Origin of the sequence: Cycloclasticus sp. (assembly GCA_040743155.1) — a bacterium.
Classification (GTDB): Bacteria; Pseudomonadota; Gammaproteobacteria; order Methylococcales; family Cycloclasticaceae; genus Cycloclasticus.
Genome location: JBFLJU010000001.1, coordinates 1,494,705 through 1,513,282, shown reverse-complemented (window position 1 = coordinate 1,513,282; position 18,578 = coordinate 1,494,705). Strand labels below are relative to the sequence as shown.

Below are 18,578 nucleotides of genomic sequence, written 5' to 3'. Positions count from 1 at the left end.
ACAAAACTTAATGATTAAATTTCGGAGATATTCAAATGGCTAAAATTATTGGCATTGACTTAGGAACAACAAACTCGTGTGTGGCCGTGTTAGATGGCGACAGCGCGAAAGTGCTTGAAAACAGCGAAGGGGCAAGAACAACGCCTTCTATTGTTGCGTTTACAGCGGAAAATGACGTGCTTGTTGGTCAATCAGCAAAACGTCAAGCGGTAACAAACCCAACAAATACAGTGTTTGCGACGAAGCGTTTAATTGGACGTAAATTCAAAGATGACGTGGTTCAAAAAGACGTCAGCATGGTGCCTTATAAGATTCTAGCGTCTGATAATGGCGATGCTTGGATTGAAGCACAAGGCAAGAAAATGGCGCCACCTGAAATTGCTGCGCGTATTTTGATGAAGCTTAAAAAAGATGCCGAGGCGTACTTAGGTGAAACCGTTTCTGAAGCGGTGATTACAGTGCCGGCTTATTTTAACGATTCACAACGTCAAGCAACAAAAGATGCTGGCAAAATTGCAGGTCTCGAAGTTAAGCGTATTATCAATGAACCAACGGCGGCTGCTTTAGCGTATGGCATGGATAAAAAGACCGGTGATCGTACCATTGCTGTGTATGACTTAGGTGGTGGTACATTCGACGTTTCAATCATTGAAATTGCAGAAATTGATGGCGAGCACCAGTTTGAAGTGTTATCAACTAATGGTGATACATTCCTAGGTGGTGAAGATTTCGATTTGCGTATTATTGATTTTCTTTCAGATGAATTTAAGAAAGAAAATAGCGTGGACTTACACAACGACCCACTAGCACTTCAGCGTTTAAAAGAAGCTGCTGAAAAAGCAAAAATCGAATTATCGTCTAATCAACAAACTGATGTAAACCTTCCATACATTACTGCTGATGCGACAGGTCCTAAGCATTTAAACGTTAAATTGACGCGTGCAAAACTTGAATCATTGGTTGATGATCTTGTGCAACGCACGATTGATCCCTGTGCAACAGCACTTAAAGACGCTGGACTATCGGCCTCTGAAGTTGATGATGTGATTTTAGTGGGTGGTCAAACACGTATGCCAAAAGTTCAGGAAGTTGTTGCTGAATTCTTTGGTAAAGAGCCGCGTAAGGACGTTAACCCTGATGAAGCGGTTGCCGTAGGCGCAGCGATTCAAGCGGGTGTGCTAGCAGGTGATGTTAAAGACGTTCTTTTATTGGATGTAACACCTTTATCGCTAGGTATTGAAACAATGGGCGGCGTAATGACGAAGCTGATTGAAAAGAATACAACTATCCCTAGTAAAGCGGGTCAAACGTTCTCAACAGCCGAAGATAATCAAACAGCAGTAACAATTCATGTTCTACAAGGTGAGCGTGAAATGTCTTCAGGCAATAAATCATTGGGCCGTTTTGACCTTCAAGACATCCCACCAGCACGTCGCGGTACGCCACAAATTGAAGTCTCATTTGATATTGATGCGAATGGTATTTTAAATGTGTCGGCTAAAGACAAAGCAACAGGCAAAGAGCAATCGGTTGTTATTAAAGCGTCTAGTGGTTTATCTGATGAAGAAGTAGATGCAATGATTAACGATGCTGAAGTGCATGCTGAAGAAGATAAAAAATTGCACGAACTTGTGACCGCAAGAAACCAAGCTGATGGCATGATCCACGCAACTGAAAAATCTATTGAAGAAATGGGTGATAAAGTTGACGATTCTGAGAAAGCAGAGATAGAAGCAGCGATTGCTGAGCTTCAAGAAGTGATCAAAGGCGACGATAAAGAAGCGATTGAAGAGAAAACTGAAGCGTTAACGGCCTTATCAGGAAAGTTGGCTGAAAAAATGTACGCTGATGCGGGTGCAGAAGGGGCGGCTGAAGGTGCCTCTGCAGAAGCAGAATCTGACGCAAAAGCGGATGATGTTGTTGACGCCGAGTTTGAAGAAGTGAAAGAAGACGATAAGAAATAAGCCTTAAAACATTAGTTTTAAGTTACTTAATATAGCCCGATTTAGGGCTGCGACATGGCCGCCGATTTATCGGTGGCTTTGACGTATTCAAGATTTGAGAATTATGGAAAAAGCAGATTTTTATAAAACACTAGACGTTGCACGTAATGCCAGCGAGCGGGAAATAAAGAAATCATACCGCCGTTTAGCGATGAAGCATCACCCTGACAGGAATACCGATAATCCGGAAGCGGAAGAGAAGTTTAAGGAAATCCAAGAGGCTTACGCGATTTTAAGTGATGAGCAAAAACGCGCGGCTTATGACCAGTTTGGTCACGCCGGTGTAGATCAGTCGATGGGTGGCGGGCGTGGACACCCAGGTGGTGATTCTTTCAGTGACGTGTTTGGTGATGTGTTTGGTGATATTTTCGGTGGAGGCGGTGGCGGCCGTCGTAGCCAAGTAACGCGTGGCGCCGATTTGCGCTACAACTTGGATTTATCATTAGAAGATGCGGTTTCCGGGATGGAAACTAAAATTAAAATACCAACGTCTGTTAATTGCACAGGTTGTAAGGGTACGGGTTCAAAAAGTGGTAAGTCTGGTATTTGTTCAACCTGCGGAGGCCATGGGCAAGTTCGTATGCAACAAGGCATGTTTTCTGTTCAGCAAACATGTCCTACATGTCGTGGTTCAGGCTCTGAAATTAAAGACCCTTGCGGAAAATGCCGAGGCAGCGGTAAGACAAAAGAGCAAAAAACGTTGGCGGTCAAAATCCCAGCGGGTGTGGATACTGGGGACAGAATTCGCTTAGGTGGTGAAGGTGAAGCTGGCGAACACGGTGGGCCATCAGGTGACTTATATGTCCAAGTCAATGTTCGAGATCATGCTATTTTTACCCGTGATGGTGCAAACTTGTATTGTGATATGCCGATTAGCTTTGCCGCAGCAGCGTTAGGCGGTGAGCTTGAAGTACCAACGCTGACCGGGAAAGTAAAATTAAAGATTCCAGCTGAAACGCAAACAGGCAAATTATTTAGATTGCGCGGCAAAGGGGTGAAGCCTGTGCGAGGTGGCCCTGTTGGTGACTTAATGTGCCGTGTTAATGTCGAAACACCTGTTAACTTAACAAGTGAGCAAAAAAGCCTAGTTGAGCAATTGGAAGCATCCTTTAAAACGGGTGGTACACGACATAATCCGCAAGAGGACTCTTGGTTGGACGGTGTTAAAAGTTTTTTTGATAAGATGAAGTCTTAACTGCTTAAAGCTGAAATAACGGAAGTGAATATTCTTTCGTTGCAATGAGGCAAAGGTTGTTTGAGTATAAATTATGTTTAGGCTGAAAAAGAGATTGGGGTAAGGAAAAGAGATGGCGAAAATAGCAATATCTGGAGCTAGCGGACGAATGGGGCTTAATTTAATTAAAGCTTGTCAACAAAACAAAACGGCAACGCTTGGCGTGGCAATTGAACGTGATGGTTCACCTGCGATAGGTAAAGACGCGGGTGAAATAGCGGGTATAGGCGCTCAGCAGGTGCATGTTGTGTCCGTGTTTCAGGATGAAGCCGCTCAGTTTGATGTCTTGGTTGATTTCACGCGCCCTGAGGCTTGTTTAGAAAAACTGGCTTTTTGTAAGGAGAATAAAAAAGCGATTGTCATTGGCACGACGGGTTTTACTGACGAGCAGAAAGATCAAATAACCTCCGTATCCAAATCAATACCGGTTGTGTTTGCACCGAATATGGGTATTGGTGTGAACGTGACGCTGAAGTTACTTGAATTGGCGGCTAAGGCGATTGGTCAATCAGTTGATATTGAAGTTATCGAAGCACACCATAAACACAAGGTTGATGCGCCATCGGGCACTGCGCTTAAAATGGGTGAAGTAGTGGCGGAAGCGATGGGCAAGAGCTTGAACGATTGTGCCGTATATGCGCGCGAAGGGATTACCGGAGAACGTGAGGAGGGAACCATCGGCTTTTCTACCATTAGAGCGGGCGATATCGTAGGGGAGCATACGGTGATGTTTGCTGATGAGGGTGAACGCATTGAAATTAGTCATAAAGCAACCAGTAGAATGACATTTGCCACCGGCGCTATAAGAGCGGCTTGTTGGGCTGCGACACAGCCAGCGGGTTTGTATGATATGCAAGACGTGTTGGGTTTGAACGATTAAATGCGTGTTTCACAATAAAGATTTTCTGTTAGTATTCAGAGGAATAGAAATTTAGAGTAAGTACTAGTATAAAAAAATTAAAATTTCGGGGGAGGTTAACGATGGGTATTTTTTGTAAAATAGCGTCAATGTTTGGCTTTGGTCCATGTGAAAAAGAAGTAACACCGGAACCCGTTGAACAGGAGAATGAAGATATGTCACAAGTAAAATCATCCGAGTCAGCGGTGCAGGTAGCAGTATCAAGTGCAAAAAAATACGTATTGATTGGTGCGGGCCCTGCATCTGTCCGTGCGGCCGAAACGCTTCGCAAAGCAGACGCCGAATGCGTCATTACGATGATTGGCTTAGAAGTAGAGTCGCCATACTCTCGCATGGCGTTACCTTATTACCTTAGCGGTATGATTGAAGAGCAAGGTACGCACTTGAGGAAAAGCGAAGGGCACTTTGAAGAATTGAACATTGACCATGTTCATGCCAAAGTCGAAAAAATTAATTCCGATAGCCATCAAGTGACGCTAGATAATGGCGAGACTCATACTTACGATAAATTAATGATCGCGACAGGGTCTCGGCCGGCTAACTCGCCTTTTCCAGGCGCTGATAATGACGGCGTTGTTAACTGCTGGACTTTAGCAGATGGCAGGGAAATTCTTGATACGATTAAACCAGGTTCAAAAGTCGCCTTGTTGGGTGCGGGCTTTGTGGCGTCTATTATTATTGAAGCGATGCTTAAAAGGGGCGTTGATCTGACAGTGATGTTGGGGCGAACAGGGCGAATGGTTAGTCGCATGATGGATGAGACCGCTGGTGATATGATTAAGTCATGGTGTGAAGCCAAAGGCGTAACAACGATATTGCCATCAAGCATTAAATCAATTGAGCCTGGTCCAGCATTAAAACGTGACGATGGAAGCTTGACTGAGTTTGACTTGGTTATCGTTGCAACAGGTGTTTATTCAAATATTGAATTTCTTGAAGGCAGTGGCATTGAAACCGATAACGGTATTATTGTAGATTCGGCTTTGCGCACCAATGTTGACGATATATATGCAGCAGGTGACGTTGCTCAAGGTGTTGATTTCTCAACAGGTGGTCAGTCTGTACACGCTATTCAGCCGACCGCAGTTGATCACGGCCGTATTGCTGCGGTCAACATGATGGGGGGGTCGGCACACTATAAAGGCAGTTTGAGCATGAATGTACTTGATACAGCCGGCTTAGTGTCAACCTCATTCGGTAGTTGGGGTGGTGTAGAAGGTGGCGAAACAGCTACGTTAGTGGATAATGATAATTACAAATATGTTCGACTGAACTTTAAGGGTAATTTATTAGTAGGTGCAATCACTGTCGGCCGGACTGATTATATTGGTGTGATGCGTGGTTTAATTCAATCGGAAGTACCCCTAGGCGATTGGAAAGAAAAATTAACTGAAGACCCAACGTTGATTATGAGCGCGTATTTAGCTCAATCACTCGATATCGCGCGGTAATGCAGTAAAAATATGCTCGTGTTGTAATGGACAATAAGGTACTAAATCCAGTAAAATTCGCGGTCATACATATTAACAATCAAAACGGGTAGCGCCAGAAAAAGGCGCTTCCCGTTTTGCATATCTAAAGGTGGTGTAATTTGTCTGACATAGCAATACTGGTTCTCGAAGACGGTAGTGTTTTTCACGGCCAATCAATTGGCGTTCAAGGTCTTACGACAGGCGAAGTCGTTTTCAATACGTCGATGACGGGTTATCAAGAAATACTCACAGATCCGTCATATTCACATCAAATAGTGACGCTAACTTACCCGCACATCGGTAATGTGGGCGTTACTGCTGAAGATGAAGAGTCAACAGCGGTGCATGCGCGTGGTCTAGTTATTAGGGACTTGCCGCTAGTGCATAGCAATTGGCGTTCAGAAGAGTCGTTATCTGACTATTTGATTCGCCACAATATTGTTGCAATTGCAGATATTGATACGCGCAAACTGACTAGAATCTTACGTGAGAAAGGTGCGCAACGCGGCTGTATTATTGCGGGCCCAGAGGTTGATGAAGCCTTGGCCTTAGAATCTGCTAAAGAGGCAGCTTCATTAAAAGGCTTGGATCTCGCTCAACTTGTTAGCTCTGATGTTGCGTACGACTGGACAGATTCAGTGTGGCAACTTGATCCTAAAGAAAGTGTGCAAACGAAGAAGCCCAGTTTTAAAGTAGTGGCTTACGATTTTGGCGTTAAACGTAATATTTTGCGCTTATTAGTCGAATCAGGCTGTGAAGTACATGTGGTGCCTGCAAAAACACCGGCATCTGAAGTGTTGGCGATGTCTCCTGACGGCGTGTTTTTATCCAATGGCCCAGGTGATCCAGAACCTTGCGATTATGCCATTGATGCGATTAAAACTATTCTCGAGAAAAAAGTACCGACCTTTGGGATTTGCTTGGGGCATCAATTATTAGCCTTAGCCAGTGGCGCATCTACCGTCAAAATGAAGTTTGGTCACCACGGTGCCAACCACCCAGTACAAGATTTGGCGACACAGCGCGTAATGATCACCAGTCAGAACCACGGTTTTGCAGTGGATGCAGATTCATTGCCCGATAATTTAACAGCAACACACCTGTCGTTATTCGATAAAAGCTTACAAGGTATTGAACGTACCGATTGTCCAGCGTTTGGATTTCAAGGCCACCCTGAAGCCAGCCCAGGGCCGCAAGACATTGTGTATTTGTTTGAACGATTTACAGCGATGATGCAGTCGCACAAGAATTCATAAAAGAGAATTATGCCAAAAAGAACCGACATAAAATCAGTTTTACTCCTAGGTGCTGGACCAATTGTTATTGGACAGGCTTGTGAGTTTGATTATTCAGGAACACAAGCGTGTAAGGCGCTAAGAGAAGAGGGTTATCGCGTTATTTTGGTTAATTCCAATCCGGCAACCATTATGACGGACCCAGAAACAGCCGATGCAATTTATATTGAGCCGGTTGATTGGCAAACGGTTGAAAAAATCATTGAGAAAGAAAAACCAGATGTTTTGTTGCCGACGATGGGTGGTCAGACTGCGCTTAATTGCGCCTTAGATTTGGATCGTCACGGTGTGTTAGCCAAGCACAACGTTGAAATGATTGGCGCCTCTAAAGAGGCGATTGATAAAGCCGAAGACCGTGCTTTATTTAAAGAAGCGATGACCAAAATTGGCCTATCAACTCCTCGTTCGTTTGTTGCCCATAATATGGAAGAAGCGTTTACTGCGCTTGATGATATTGGCTTCCCAACCATTATTCGTCCATCGTTCACCATGGGTGGTAGCGGCGGTGGTATCTCGTATAACCGTGAAGAATTTATAGAAATCTGTGAACGTGGCTTAGACCTTTCACCGACGAATGAATTGCTGATTGAAGAATCTGTGCTCGGTTGGAAAGAATACGAAATGGAAGTAGTTCGCGACCACAAAGACAATTGTATTATTATTTGCTCCATTGAAAATTTTGACCCAATGGGTGTGCATACAGGTGATTCGATAACCGTAGCACCAGCTCAAACCTTGACTGATAAAGAATATCAAATTCTTAGAAATGCCTCGATTGATGTATTGCGTGAAATTGGCGTTGATACGGGTGGTTCAAATGTTCAATTTGCCATTAATCCAGAAAATGGCGCGATGATTGTCATTGAGATGAACCCGCGTGTGTCGCGCTCATCTGCGTTAGCGTCAAAAGCAACGGGCTTCCCAATTGCAAAGGTGGCGGCAAAATTAGCGATTGGATACACGCTAGATGAGCTAAGCAACGAAATTACAGGCGGTGCTACGCCAGCATCGTTTGAACCGTCTATTGATTACGTGGTAACAAAAGTGCCGCGTTTCACGTTTGAAAAGTTTCCGACAGCCGATGACCGTTTAACGACACAAATGAAGTCTGTAGGTGAAGTAATGGCGGTAGGGCGAACGTTTCAGGAGTCGTTGCAAAAAGCATTACGTGGGCTTGAAACGGGTATGAATGGGTTAGACCCCATCGTCGATTTAAACGAAGAAAATGTAGATGCAGTATTGCGCCACGAGATCCAACAACCAGGCGCGGACCGTATTTGGTATTTGGCGGATGCGTTTAGAAAAGGGTTTGGCCTAGAAAGCATTTTTGAACAAACCAAAATTGACCGTTGGTTCTTGGTTCAAATTGAAGATTTACTGAATGATGAAGCGGCCTTATCAGGTAAGGCATTAAGCTCTATTGATAAAAAAACCATGTTCGGGCTTAAGCGTAAAGGCTTTTCCGATGCTCGTCTTGCAGCGCTGCTAGAGATTGATGAAAGCGCGGTTAGGCAAGCTCGTCATGCAATGGGTATTCGCCCAGTTTATAAACGCATTGATTCTTGCGCGGGTGAATTTGCATCATCTACTGCGTATATGTATTCAACGTATGAAGAAGAGTGCGAATCGCAACCAAGCCAGCGTGAAAAAATCATGGTGTTAGGTGGCGGACCCAACAGAATTGGGCAAGGTATTGAGTTTGATTATTGTTGTGTGCACGCTGCTTTAGCAATGCGTGAAGACGGTTACGAGACCATTATGGTCAACTGTAACCCTGAGACCGTTTCTACCGATTTTGATACATCCGACCGGCTATATTTTGAGCCGTTGACATTAGAAGACGTGCTGGAAGTTGTTCATATTGAAAAGCCAAAAGGCGTGATAGTTCAATACGGTGGGCAAACACCACTTAAATTGGCCGAAGACCTTGAGGCGGCTGGCGTACCGATCATTGGTACATCACCTGAAGCGATTGATTTGGCAGAAGACCGTGAACGCTTCCAACAATTAGTTGAGAAATTAGGTTTACTCCAACCACCAAACAGAACGGCGCGTGAACCTGAGCAAGCTGTTTTATTGGCTGAAGAAATTGGTTATCCGTTGGTTGTTAGGCCGTCTTATGTATTAGGTGGTCGTGCAATGGAAATTGTGTACAACGAAACTGAATTGCGTACTTATATGCGCGAAGCAGTAAGCGTGTCGAATGACTCACCTGTGTTACTGGACCGTTTCTTAGATGATGCGGTAGAAGTGGATGTTGACGCTATTTTTGACGGTGAAGAGCTGTTGATTGGCGGCATTATGGAACATATCGAACAAGCGGGTGTGCACTCAGGCGATTCTGCGTGTTCATTACCACCCTTTGATTTGAGCCAAGATGTGCAGGATAGAATGCGCGTTCAAGCTAAAGATTTGGCGCGTGAACTTGGGGTGCTTGGCTTAATGAATATTCAATTTGCCATTAAAGGCGACGATATATACATATTGGAAGTTAATCCGCGCGCTTCACGTTCGGTACCGTTTGTCTCTAAAGTAACGGGCTATCCATTAGCAAAAATTGCCGCACGCTGCATGGCGGGTCAATCGTTGGCAGAACAAGGTACAACAAAAGAAATTATTCCAGATTATTTCTCTGTTAAAGAATCTGTATTCCCGTTCGTTAAATTCCCAAATGTTGATCCTTTATTAGGTCCAGAGATGAAGTCAACTGGTGAAGTGATGGGCGTTGGCGAAACATTTGGCGAAGCGTTTGGTAAATCACAACGTGCTGCGGGCATTGAGTTATCAAACGAAGATAAAGTGTTATTTAGTGTTAGAGAAGCCGATAAAGTGAAAATGCTTGAGTTGGCGAAAACACTGGAGTTTCGTGGCAAGCAAATTTTAGCAACGAGAGGTACCGCTGAGGCATTAAAAGCCGCGGGTATTGAATGTGAAGTAGTTAATAAGGTTAACGAAGGTCGCCCGCATATCGTCGATATTATTAAGAATGAAGGCATTCAGCTAGTTGTTAACACCACAGAAGGGAAGCAGGCGATAATGGATTCATTTTCAATTCGCCGAGAATCCTTACAAAAAAAAGCCACTTATTGCACCACCATAGCCGGTGCAAAAGCAACGATTGATGCCTTAGCTGATATTACTGTAAAAGAAGTAAGAGAGCTACACGCTTTACAGGCACGCACTAAGAAGTAAAAATTGAGAGTTACTTATGAGTAAGACACCATTAACGAAGAAAGGCGCACAAAGTTTAAAAGATGAACTTGATGAGCTGAAGAATGTAAAACGTCCAAGAATTACTGAAGCGATTGCAGATGCACGTGCGCACGGCGATTTAAAAGAAAATGCAGAATATCACGCGGCTCGTGAGGAGCAAGGCTTAGTAGAGGCGCGCGTTAGAGATATTGAAAGCAAGTTGGGCAATGCTCAAATTATTGATGTATCGACAGTTAATGCTAATGGTAAAGTCGTTTTTGGCTGTACCGTCGAGCTGGAAAATATCGAAACAGAAGATGCCATCACCTATACCATCGTGGGTGAAGATGAAGCAGATATCAAAAACAATTTAATCTCGTATGCATCGCCATTTTCAAAGGCACTAATTGGTAAAGAAGAAGGGGATATTGCCGAGGTGAGAGCACCAGGCGGCATCACGGAATTCGAAATTATAGACGTTCGTTACGAATAGTTCTTTTTGTCGTTGTTTTCTCTATAAAAAACGGCCGTAAAACCGATAGTTTGGACAATATCCGATTGAGTCTGCTCGGCAATCTTCTGGATGATAGTCTTTTTATCTTCACGATCAGCAGCGGATACTTTAACTTTAATGAGTTCATGATGATCTATCGCTGACTCAATCTCATCAAGTACAGTATCTGTTAAACCTGCTTGACCTACACGAACGACTGGCTTCAAGCTATGTGCGTGCACCTTTAATTTCTTTTTCTGTTGGTTTGATAATGCCATGATGTTTAATTAAATAGGAGTTGGGTTAGGACGGGCATTTTACACATAAATGGTTGTCTTGACTGACTTTAAAATAATGACTATGACAAAACATAAGAATAAGCAAAAATGGCTGGATGAACACTTTAACGATGAATACGTTAAAAAGGCTCAGCAAATGGGTTTACGTTCGCGTGCGGTTTTTAAGCTAGAAGAGATCGATAAAAAAGACAAGCTGTTGCGTCCGCACCAAATCGTTGTCGATCTAGGTGCTGCGCCTGGCGGCTGGTCTGAATACGCAACTAAGAAAGTGACCGGCAATGGACGTGTTATTGCATTAGACCTATTGGATATTGAGCCAATTAATGGCGTAGATTTTATCAAAGGTGATTTTAGTGATGATGGGGTGTTCGATGAGTTGCAAAACCTAATTAACAATCAGCCTATTGATGTTGTGATGTCTGATATTGCACCTAACATGAGCGGTAGCAAGGCTATTGATCAACCAAAATCGATGTATTTAGCCGAATTGGCATTGGATTTTGCGAAAAATGGTTTAGCCAATAAAGGTGTCTTTTTAATAAAACTTTTTCAAGGCGAGGGCTTTGACCAGTATATTAAAGAGGTCAAGGGTATATTCTTGAGTGTTGCCATTCGCAAACCAAAGGCCTCGCGGGCACGCAGTCGAGAGGTCTACCTTTTGGCAAAGGGCTTGAAATTGTAGTAACCTAACCCCATACATATAGTTGAACGAAATCTATATGTAGCAGTCCGATAATTGCTACTGTTATAAAATAAACGAGGAGTATCGCTTTGAACGAAATGGTTAAGAATATTATTATGTGGGTGGTGATCGCCTTCGTATTAATGTCGGTATTTAATAATTTTGGTGGTTCTAAACAGTCATCTACTAATAACTTAAGTTATTCGCAGTTTATTAATTCTGTTAATGCTGGTCAGGTTAGTAAGGTTTCTATTGATGGGCCTAATATTATCGGTCAAACAGCGTCAGGTGAACGGTTCAAAACACGTAGCCCGGGTGATATTCACTTAGTTGATGATCTGCTTAAAAATGGTGTTGAAGTTGTTGCAAAGCCACCTGAAGAGCAGTCGGTAATCATGTCAGTTTTGATTTCTTGGTTCCCAATGTTGTTATTGATTGGTGTTTGGATTTTCTTTATGCGTCAAATGCAGGGCGGCGGCGGTGCTGGTGGCCGTGGTGCAATGTCTTTTGGCAAAAGTAAAGCGAAGCTACTGACCGAAGATGAAATCAAAGTAACGTTCGATGATGTTGCTGGTATTCAAGAAGCTAAAGAAGAAGTTGCAGAGGTGGTGGATTTTCTAAGAGAACCTGCTAAATTTCAAAAGCTAGGCGGTATGATTCCTCGGGGCATTTTAATGTCGGGTTCACCGGGTACGGGTAAAACCTTACTGGCTAAAGCAATTGCTGGTGAAGCAAAAGTACCATTTTTTAGTATTTCAGGTTCTGACTTCGTAGAAATGTTTGTCGGTGTTGGTGCCTCGCGTGTTCGCGATATGTTTGAACAAGCGAAGAAAAGTGCGCCATGCATTATTTTTATCGATGAAATTGATGCGGTAGGTCGTTCCCGCGGTATCGGTATAGGCGGTGGTAATGATGAACGAGAGCAAACACTCAATCAATTATTAGTTGAAATGGATGGTTTTTCAGGTAACGAAGGCGTTATTGTTATTGCGGCAACCAACCGGCCTGACGTATTAGACCCTGCTTTACTTCGTCCCGGTCGTTTTGACCGTCAAGTGGTTGTTCCATTGCCTGATATTAGGGGGCGTGAGCAGATCTTAAAAGTGCACCTTAAAAAAGTACCTGCTGGTGACAGTGTAAGTCCTAATGTTATTGCGCGTGGTACCCCTGGGTTTTCAGGCGCTGATTTAGCTAACCTTGTTAACGAGGCGGCCTTATTTGCCGCGAGAGCAAACAAGAAGGTCGTTGATATGAACGACATGGAAAACGCTAAAGATAAAGTCCTAATGGGCGCTGAACGTCGCTCTATGGTCATGAGTGACGAAGAAAAAAGATGTACGGCATATCATGAGTCAGGGCATGCGATTGTTGGTCGTTTAGTGCCAGAGCACGACCCAGTTTACAAGGTGACTATTATTCCTCGTGGCCGTGCGTTGGGCGTGACTATGTTTTTGCCCGAGCGTGACGCTATTAGTATTAGCAAGCAGAAACTAGAAAGTCAGTTATCTAGTTTGTATGGCGGGCGTTTGGCAGAAGAAATTATCTTTGGTGAAGAGGCGGTAACAACGGGCGCATCAAACGATATTGAACGTGCTTCTGCAATTGCTCGTAATATGGTGACTTTATGGGGTTTCTCAGAAAAACTAGGCGCGTTAAATTACGGTGAAGATGAAAATGCGATGGGTCATTCTGGCGGCAGAGCTAAAATGATTTCTGATGATACAGCGGAGCTTATCAATCAAGAAGTCCGAGTATTTATCGATCGCAACTATGCTCGTGCAGAGGCATTGCTAAAAGATAATATTGATATTTTGCACTCGATGACCGACGCCTTAATGAAATACGAAACACTGGATAGCGATCAACTCGATCAATTAATGGCGCGTACTACCGTGAGTCCACCTAAAGATTGGGAAGACGGTGATGCATCAGGTTCTGGCAATGCGGCGGCATCAAAAGAAGAAGAGGTTGAAGATAAAGTAAGCAAACCAACTGTGGGTGGCCCGGCTGAGCAGCCTTAATTTAGTACAGGCTACCAATACGATTCCATTGTTAAATAATAAGTCCCCCAGCATTATGGGGGTTCTTAATGTTACCCCAGATTCTTTTTCTGATGGAGGGCGTTTCACCATTGTAGAAACGGCTGTTCAACAGGCGTTAGCGATGGCTGACTTGGGCGCATCAATTATTGATATTGGCGGTGAGTCTACGCGTCCTAATGCGATGCCGGTTTCTATTGAAGAGGAAATAAATAGAGTTATTCCGGTTATAAAAGGTATTCGATTAAAGTCAGATATCGCTATTTCAATAGACACTAGCAAGCCCGATGTTATGAAAGCGGCGGTAGATGCGGGTGCTGATCTGATTAATGATGTGTATGCCTTAAGAAAGCCGGGTGCTCTTGAAATGGCAGCTACTTTAGGCGTTTCCGTGTGTTTGATGCACATGCAAGCTCGTCCCGAAACAATGCAAGATAAGCCGAGTTATTCAAATGTGGTTGAAGAAGTTAATGACTTCTTTAGCCAACAAATATTGGCTTGTGAAAATGTGGGTATTGCACGAAATAAAATTATCTTAGACCCGGGGTTTGGCTTCGGCAAAACGCTACAGCACAATTTAAGTTTATTGGCGAACTTAGACTCTTTTAGTCGTCACGATTGTCCAATACTGGCGGGACTATCAAGAAAATCGATGCTCGGTGAAATACTAGACAAACAAGTTGAAGAAAGAACGTTTGGCAGTGTGGCGGCTGCATTATTAGCGGTGACGCGAGGTGCCTCTATCGTGCGTGTTCATGATGTAGCTGAAACCTCGGATGCACTAAAAATATATAATGCCGTTCAAAACGCGGATTGAGAAAAATATGACAAGAAAGTATTTTGGCACGGATGGTATTCGAGGTTTGGTCGGTGAAGGTGTGATTACGCCTGAGTTTATTTTGAAACTTGGCTGGGCAACAGGCAAGGTGTTTGAAGAGCGGGGTCATTGCAAAATAATTATAGGTAAAGATACGCGTATATCAGGTTATATGTTCGAGTCTGCGTTAGAAGCTGGCTTAGTTGCCGCTGGAGCCGATGTGCAATTATTAGGGCCGATGCCAACACCTGGGATAGCCTATTTAACCAGAACGCTGCGTGCTAATGCAGGTATTGTTATTAGTGCCTCCCATAATCCACATTATGATAATGGTATAAAATTTTTTTCTAGTGAGGGTAAGAAACTCGCTGATGATATTGAGCAAGCGATAGAGCAGAAAATGGATGAACCTCTGGTCGTAGTCGAATCATCACGCTTAGGGAAGGCTAGTCGAGTGGAAGATGCAGCTGGTCGCTATATTGAGTTTTGTAAGAGCAGCATCCCACCAATGATGGATCTATCCAAGTTGAAGATGGTTGTTGACTGTGCTCATGGCTCGACTTATCACATTGCCCCGTTTGTATTTAGCGAACTGGGTGCAGACGTTATTAAAATTGGTGCTGAGCCAAATGGCATTAATATTAATGACGGTTGTGGAGCCACTAGCCCTAATGCGTTAATAGAAGCGGTGTTATCAAATTCAGCAGACTTTGGTGTGGCACTGGATGGTGACGGTGACCGTTTAATTATGGTTGACCATTTAGGTGAGGTTTTAGATGGTGATGAGATACTGTATATCTTGGCTAAAACTAGGCAAGATCAAGGTTGCCTTGGCTCATCCGTTGTCGGCACATTAATGACTAATTTAGGTGTTGAACACGCATTGAATAGGTTAGGTGTGGATCTATTGAGATCACCAGTGGGTGACCGGCACGTTCTTCAGCTAATGAATGAATCAGGATCAATTCTGGGCGGCGAAGGCTCTGGCCATATTATTTGCGCTGATAGAACAACTACGGGTGACGGTATTATATCGGCCTTACAAGTTCTTGAAATAATGGCGCGCGAATCAAAATCATTAAATGAGTTAAAAAGCGACATACAAAAATATCCTCAATGCATGATCAATGTGCGGCTCAAGGGAGATAAAAAGTTTGTAATGAGCGATGAACTTGATAAAGCCGTTGCTTTGGTTGAAGGTACCTTGAATGGTACTGGCAGAGTGTTGTTAAGGCCGTCTGGTACAGAACCACTCGTTAGGGTTATGGTGGAAGGTGAAGACATAGTTTTAGTTGAATCGTTGGCATTAGAGCTGAGTAAAACGGTTGAACGTTTACTCGATTCCTAAGCAATTTCATTGTTAGGCTTTATTAGGCATTAATAAGATTGATTTATTGCTCAATACTCGCTAACCTCTCTCGTTTTTTAGGGTGAGAAGCTTGATGCGCCAGTCACTGGTTATTGGAAATTGGAAAATGAATGGCTCGCTCGGATTAACGAGTGATCTTTTACATGCAATTGAAGGTGCTATTGATGATAAAATAGCGTGCGAAGTTGCTGTTTGTGTGCCGTTTGTTTATTTAGATTTGGCCAATGGTATCGTTAATAAGACATCCATAAGGGTCGGTGCTCAGACTGTTTCTGAATACCAATCAGGGGCTTATACCGGTGAGGTTTCTGCGCAGATGCTGGCAGAACTTGGTTGTCAATGTGTGCTAGTAGGGCATTCAGAAAGGCGAACACTTTTTAACGAGTCTAATGACGCATTAGTTGAAAAGGTGCTGGCGGCTCAGAGAGCTGGTTTAGTACCTGTTTATTGTGTCGGTGAAACAGAGGCTGACTATAAGTCAGGCAATACATTTAAGGTCATTAAGGATCAAATTGGGGCGTTATTAAGTTCTAAAGAAGTAGATCTGGCTCGACTTGTTCTGGCTTATGAGCCAGTTTGGGCTATCGGGACAGGCTTAACCGCGTCTCCCGAAGAAGCACAAAAGGCACATGCTTTTATCAGAGACTTAGTTAAAGAAAGAAGTGTAGATTCTGCTGAAAAGCTTCGAATTTTATACGGTGGCAGTGTTAAAGCGGATAATGCGTCGTCATTATTTGTACAAAAAGATATAGACGGTGGTTTGATTGGCGGTGCATCACTAGATGCGCAAGCCTTTATTTCAATTTGCCAAAAGGCATAAAGGATAAAGTTATGAGTGTGTTTGCAATAGTTCTATCAGTGCATGTGTTAATTGCTGCATTGATGATAGGTTTGATTTTAATTCAGCACGGCAAAGGTGCGGATGCTGGTGCAGCTTTTGGTAGCGGCGCTTCAGGCACTGTCTTCGGTGCGAAAGGCTCATCGTCTTTTTTAAGTCGCTCGACAGCTATTTTAGCAGCGATGTTTTTTTCAACTAGTTTAGCGTTAGCATATTTAGGCGGCAATAGAGCAGAGCCAGACGATATTATCGATGGTTTAAGTAACCTAAAAGCAGCGCAAACTATAGATGCAACACCTGCTGATTTAATAAATAGTTTGGTTAAACCAAGTGATAAGGCGACAGAAGCAGAAGGCATGAAACCTGCTGATGTGCCTATCCCTGAGTAATTGATTGCCGAGGTGGTGGAATTGGTAGACACGCTATCTTGAGGGGGTAGTGTCCTTATGGACGTGCGGGTTCAAGTCCCGCTCTCGGCACCAACAATATATGCTTTAATGCTCATTGATGAATAATCAAACTCCCATTCTTATATTTCTTTTCTTGACGATTATCGCTGCAAACCTTCCTTGGTTAAGTGATAGGCTTTTTTGTATTCGACAATTAGCTAATAAATCAGGCTGGCTTCGTTGGTTTGAAATGTTGGTTTGGTATGTTGTTTCTTTCGCTGCCGGATTCGCTCTAGAATATAAAATAATGGGTACACGTAGTACGCAAGATTGGGAGTTTTACGTGATAACACTTTGCCTATTTATCGTTTTTGCCTTGCCAGGTTTTCTTTACCATTACGACTTGAAAAAAATTCTTAAGCTTCGCTAATTAAGTTTTTTATATTTTTTAGCTATAAATTTAGTGGGTAATGGCTTGTTATTTAAAGCTAAAATGCTTGTTTATCAGCTATAATTGCATCTTTTATATTTAGGAGATTTTTAGAAATGAAAGCACCTGTTCATGTAGCAGTTACTGGCGCCGCCGGTCAAATTTCGTATTCATTATTATTTCGTATTGCATCAGGTGACTTTTTGGGTCCAGAGCAACCGATTTGTCTACACTTGTTAGAAATTACACCAGCTCTAGGTGCGCTTGAAGGTGCAGTTATGGAATTAAAGGATTGCGCGTTTCCTTTGTTACAAAGTGTAGAAATCTCTGATGATGCAGAAGTTGCTTTTAAAGATATCGACTTTGCATTCTTAGTAGGCGCTCGCCCTCGTGGTCCTGGTATGGAACGCAAAGATTTGCTTGAAGCGAATGCTGCTATTTTCTCCGTTCAAGGTAAAGCATTAAATAAAGTGGCTAAACGTGATGTTCGAGTATTGGTTGTTGGTAACCCTGCGAACACAAATGCGTTGATTGCTATGAATAACGCACCAGACCTTAACCCGCGTAACTTTACTGCGATGACTCGTTTAGACCATAATCGTGCGATGAGCCTTTTAGCGGAACAAACAGGCACTCACAATACAGACATTACTAAAATGACTATTTGGGGTAACCACTCTGCAACACAATACCCAGATCTTCATAATGCATTAGTAAGTGGTGAAGACGCCTTATCTAAAATTGATGCGAGTTGGTATTCCGACGAGTATATTCCAGCTGTTCAACAACGTGGTGCTGCTATTATTAAAGCTCGTGGCTTATCAAGCGCAGCATCTGCAGCGAGCTCAGCCCTAGACCATATGCGTACTTGGGTTCAAGGTACGGCTGATGGCGATTGGGTGAGCATGGGTATTCCTAGTGATGGCAGTTATGGCATCGAAGAAGGTTTAATTTACTCATTCCCAGTTACTGTTAAAGATGGTGAGTATTCAATTGTTCAAGGTCTTGAAATTAATGATTTCAGCCGCGAAAGAATGACAGCCACTGAAAACGAGCTAAAAGAAGAGCGTGATGGTGTGAAGCATCTGCTTTAAAGTTTATGTGAGT

At 43.2% G+C, this 18,578-nt stretch carries 16 protein-coding genes and 1 tRNA gene; 16 read left to right on the top strand and 1 reads right to left on the bottom strand.

From position 1 onward, the window contains the following. Positions 1–35: 35 nt before the first annotated feature. From dnaK to greA, 7 genes are all read left to right on the top strand, one after another. Positions 36–1,964: a molecular chaperone DnaK gene (gene dnaK / locus AB1Y31_07195; protein ID MEW4982951.1), complete on the top strand. Its 1,929-nt coding sequence runs from the start codon at positions 36–38 to the stop codon at positions 1,962–1,964. Between the two features lie 103 nt (positions 1,965–2,067). Next, positions 2,068–3,198, top strand: a complete 1,131-nt coding sequence (gene dnaJ, locus AB1Y31_07190) for a molecular chaperone DnaJ (protein MEW4982950.1) — start codon at positions 2,068–2,070, stop codon at positions 3,196–3,198. A 112-nt stretch (positions 3,199–3,310) separates the two neighbouring features. Then, positions 3,311–4,117: a 4-hydroxy-tetrahydrodipicolinate reductase gene (gene dapB / locus AB1Y31_07185; GenBank protein MEW4982949.1), complete on the top strand. Its 807-nt coding sequence runs from the start codon at positions 3,311–3,313 to the stop codon at positions 4,115–4,117. A 101-nt stretch (positions 4,118–4,218) separates the two neighbouring features. Next, a complete protein-coding gene (locus tag AB1Y31_07180; protein ID MEW4982948.1) occupies positions 4,219–5,607 on the top strand; it encodes an FAD-dependent oxidoreductase in 1,389 nt (462 codons plus the stop codon). 140 nt (positions 5,608–5,747) lie between these two features. Next, a complete protein-coding gene (gene carA, locus AB1Y31_07175; protein MEW4982947.1) occupies positions 5,748–6,884 on the top strand; it encodes a glutamine-hydrolyzing carbamoyl-phosphate synthase small subunit in 1,137 nt (378 codons plus the stop codon). 9 nt (positions 6,885–6,893) lie between these two features. Further along, a complete protein-coding gene (carB, locus tag AB1Y31_07170) occupies positions 6,894–10,115 on the top strand; it encodes a carbamoyl-phosphate synthase large subunit (protein MEW4982946.1) in 3,222 nt (1,073 codons plus the stop codon). Between the two features lie 16 nt (positions 10,116–10,131). Then, on the top strand, positions 10,132–10,608 hold the full coding sequence (gene greA, locus AB1Y31_07165) for a transcription elongation factor GreA (protein ID MEW4982945.1): 477 nt from the start codon (positions 10,132–10,134) through the stop codon (positions 10,606–10,608). Here the strand turns inward: greA and yhbY are convergent. Continuing rightward, positions 10,599–10,886 (bottom strand): ribosome assembly RNA-binding protein YhbY, encoded by a 288-nt coding sequence (gene yhbY / locus AB1Y31_07160; protein ID MEW4982944.1) that lies wholly within the window; start codon positions 10,884–10,886, stop codon positions 10,599–10,601. The two genes, greA and yhbY, sit on opposite strands and share 10 nt — an antisense overlap. An 82-nt stretch (positions 10,887–10,968) precedes the next feature. Between yhbY and rlmE the strand changes: the two genes are divergently transcribed. From rlmE to AB1Y31_07115, 9 genes are all read left to right on the top strand, one after another. After that, positions 10,969–11,589, top strand: coding sequence for a 23S rRNA (uridine(2552)-2'-O)-methyltransferase RlmE (gene rlmE / locus AB1Y31_07155; GenBank protein ID MEW4982943.1), 621 nt, complete (start codon positions 10,969–10,971; stop codon positions 11,587–11,589). A gap of 98 nt (positions 11,590–11,687) precedes the next feature. Then, the gene (ftsH, locus tag AB1Y31_07150; protein ID MEW4982942.1) at positions 11,688–13,610 is read left to right on the top strand and encodes an ATP-dependent zinc metalloprotease FtsH; all 1,923 of its coding nucleotides are present in this window, start codon (positions 11,688–11,690) and stop codon (positions 13,608–13,610) included. Between the two features lie 55 nt (positions 13,611–13,665). Next, entirely contained in the window at positions 13,666–14,445 is a 780-nt protein-coding gene (folP, locus tag AB1Y31_07145; protein ID MEW4982941.1) for a dihydropteroate synthase, read from the top strand. 7 nt (positions 14,446–14,452) lie between these two features. Continuing rightward, the gene (glmM, locus tag AB1Y31_07140; protein MEW4982940.1) at positions 14,453–15,793 is read left to right on the top strand and encodes a phosphoglucosamine mutase; all 1,341 of its coding nucleotides are present in this window, start codon (positions 14,453–14,455) and stop codon (positions 15,791–15,793) included. Positions 15,794–15,887: 94 nt separating this feature from the next. Continuing rightward, a complete protein-coding gene (gene tpiA / locus AB1Y31_07135; protein ID MEW4982939.1) occupies positions 15,888–16,634 on the top strand; it encodes a triose-phosphate isomerase in 747 nt (248 codons plus the stop codon). Between the two features lie 11 nt (positions 16,635–16,645). Next, positions 16,646–17,041: a preprotein translocase subunit SecG gene (secG, locus tag AB1Y31_07130; protein ID MEW4982938.1), complete on the top strand. Its 396-nt coding sequence runs from the start codon at positions 16,646–16,648 to the stop codon at positions 17,039–17,041. Between the two features lie 6 nt (positions 17,042–17,047). Beyond that, a tRNA-Leu gene (locus AB1Y31_07125) sits at positions 17,048–17,134 on the top strand. A 25-nt stretch (positions 17,135–17,159) separates the two neighbouring features. Continuing rightward, on the top strand, positions 17,160–17,471 hold the full coding sequence (locus tag AB1Y31_07120; GenBank protein MEW4982937.1) for a DUF2818 family protein: 312 nt from the start codon (positions 17,160–17,162) through the stop codon (positions 17,469–17,471). Positions 17,472–17,587: 116 nt separating this feature from the next. Continuing rightward, entirely contained in the window at positions 17,588–18,565 is a 978-nt protein-coding gene (locus tag AB1Y31_07115) for a malate dehydrogenase (GenBank protein ID MEW4982936.1), read from the top strand. Positions 18,566–18,578 lie beyond the last annotated feature (13 nt).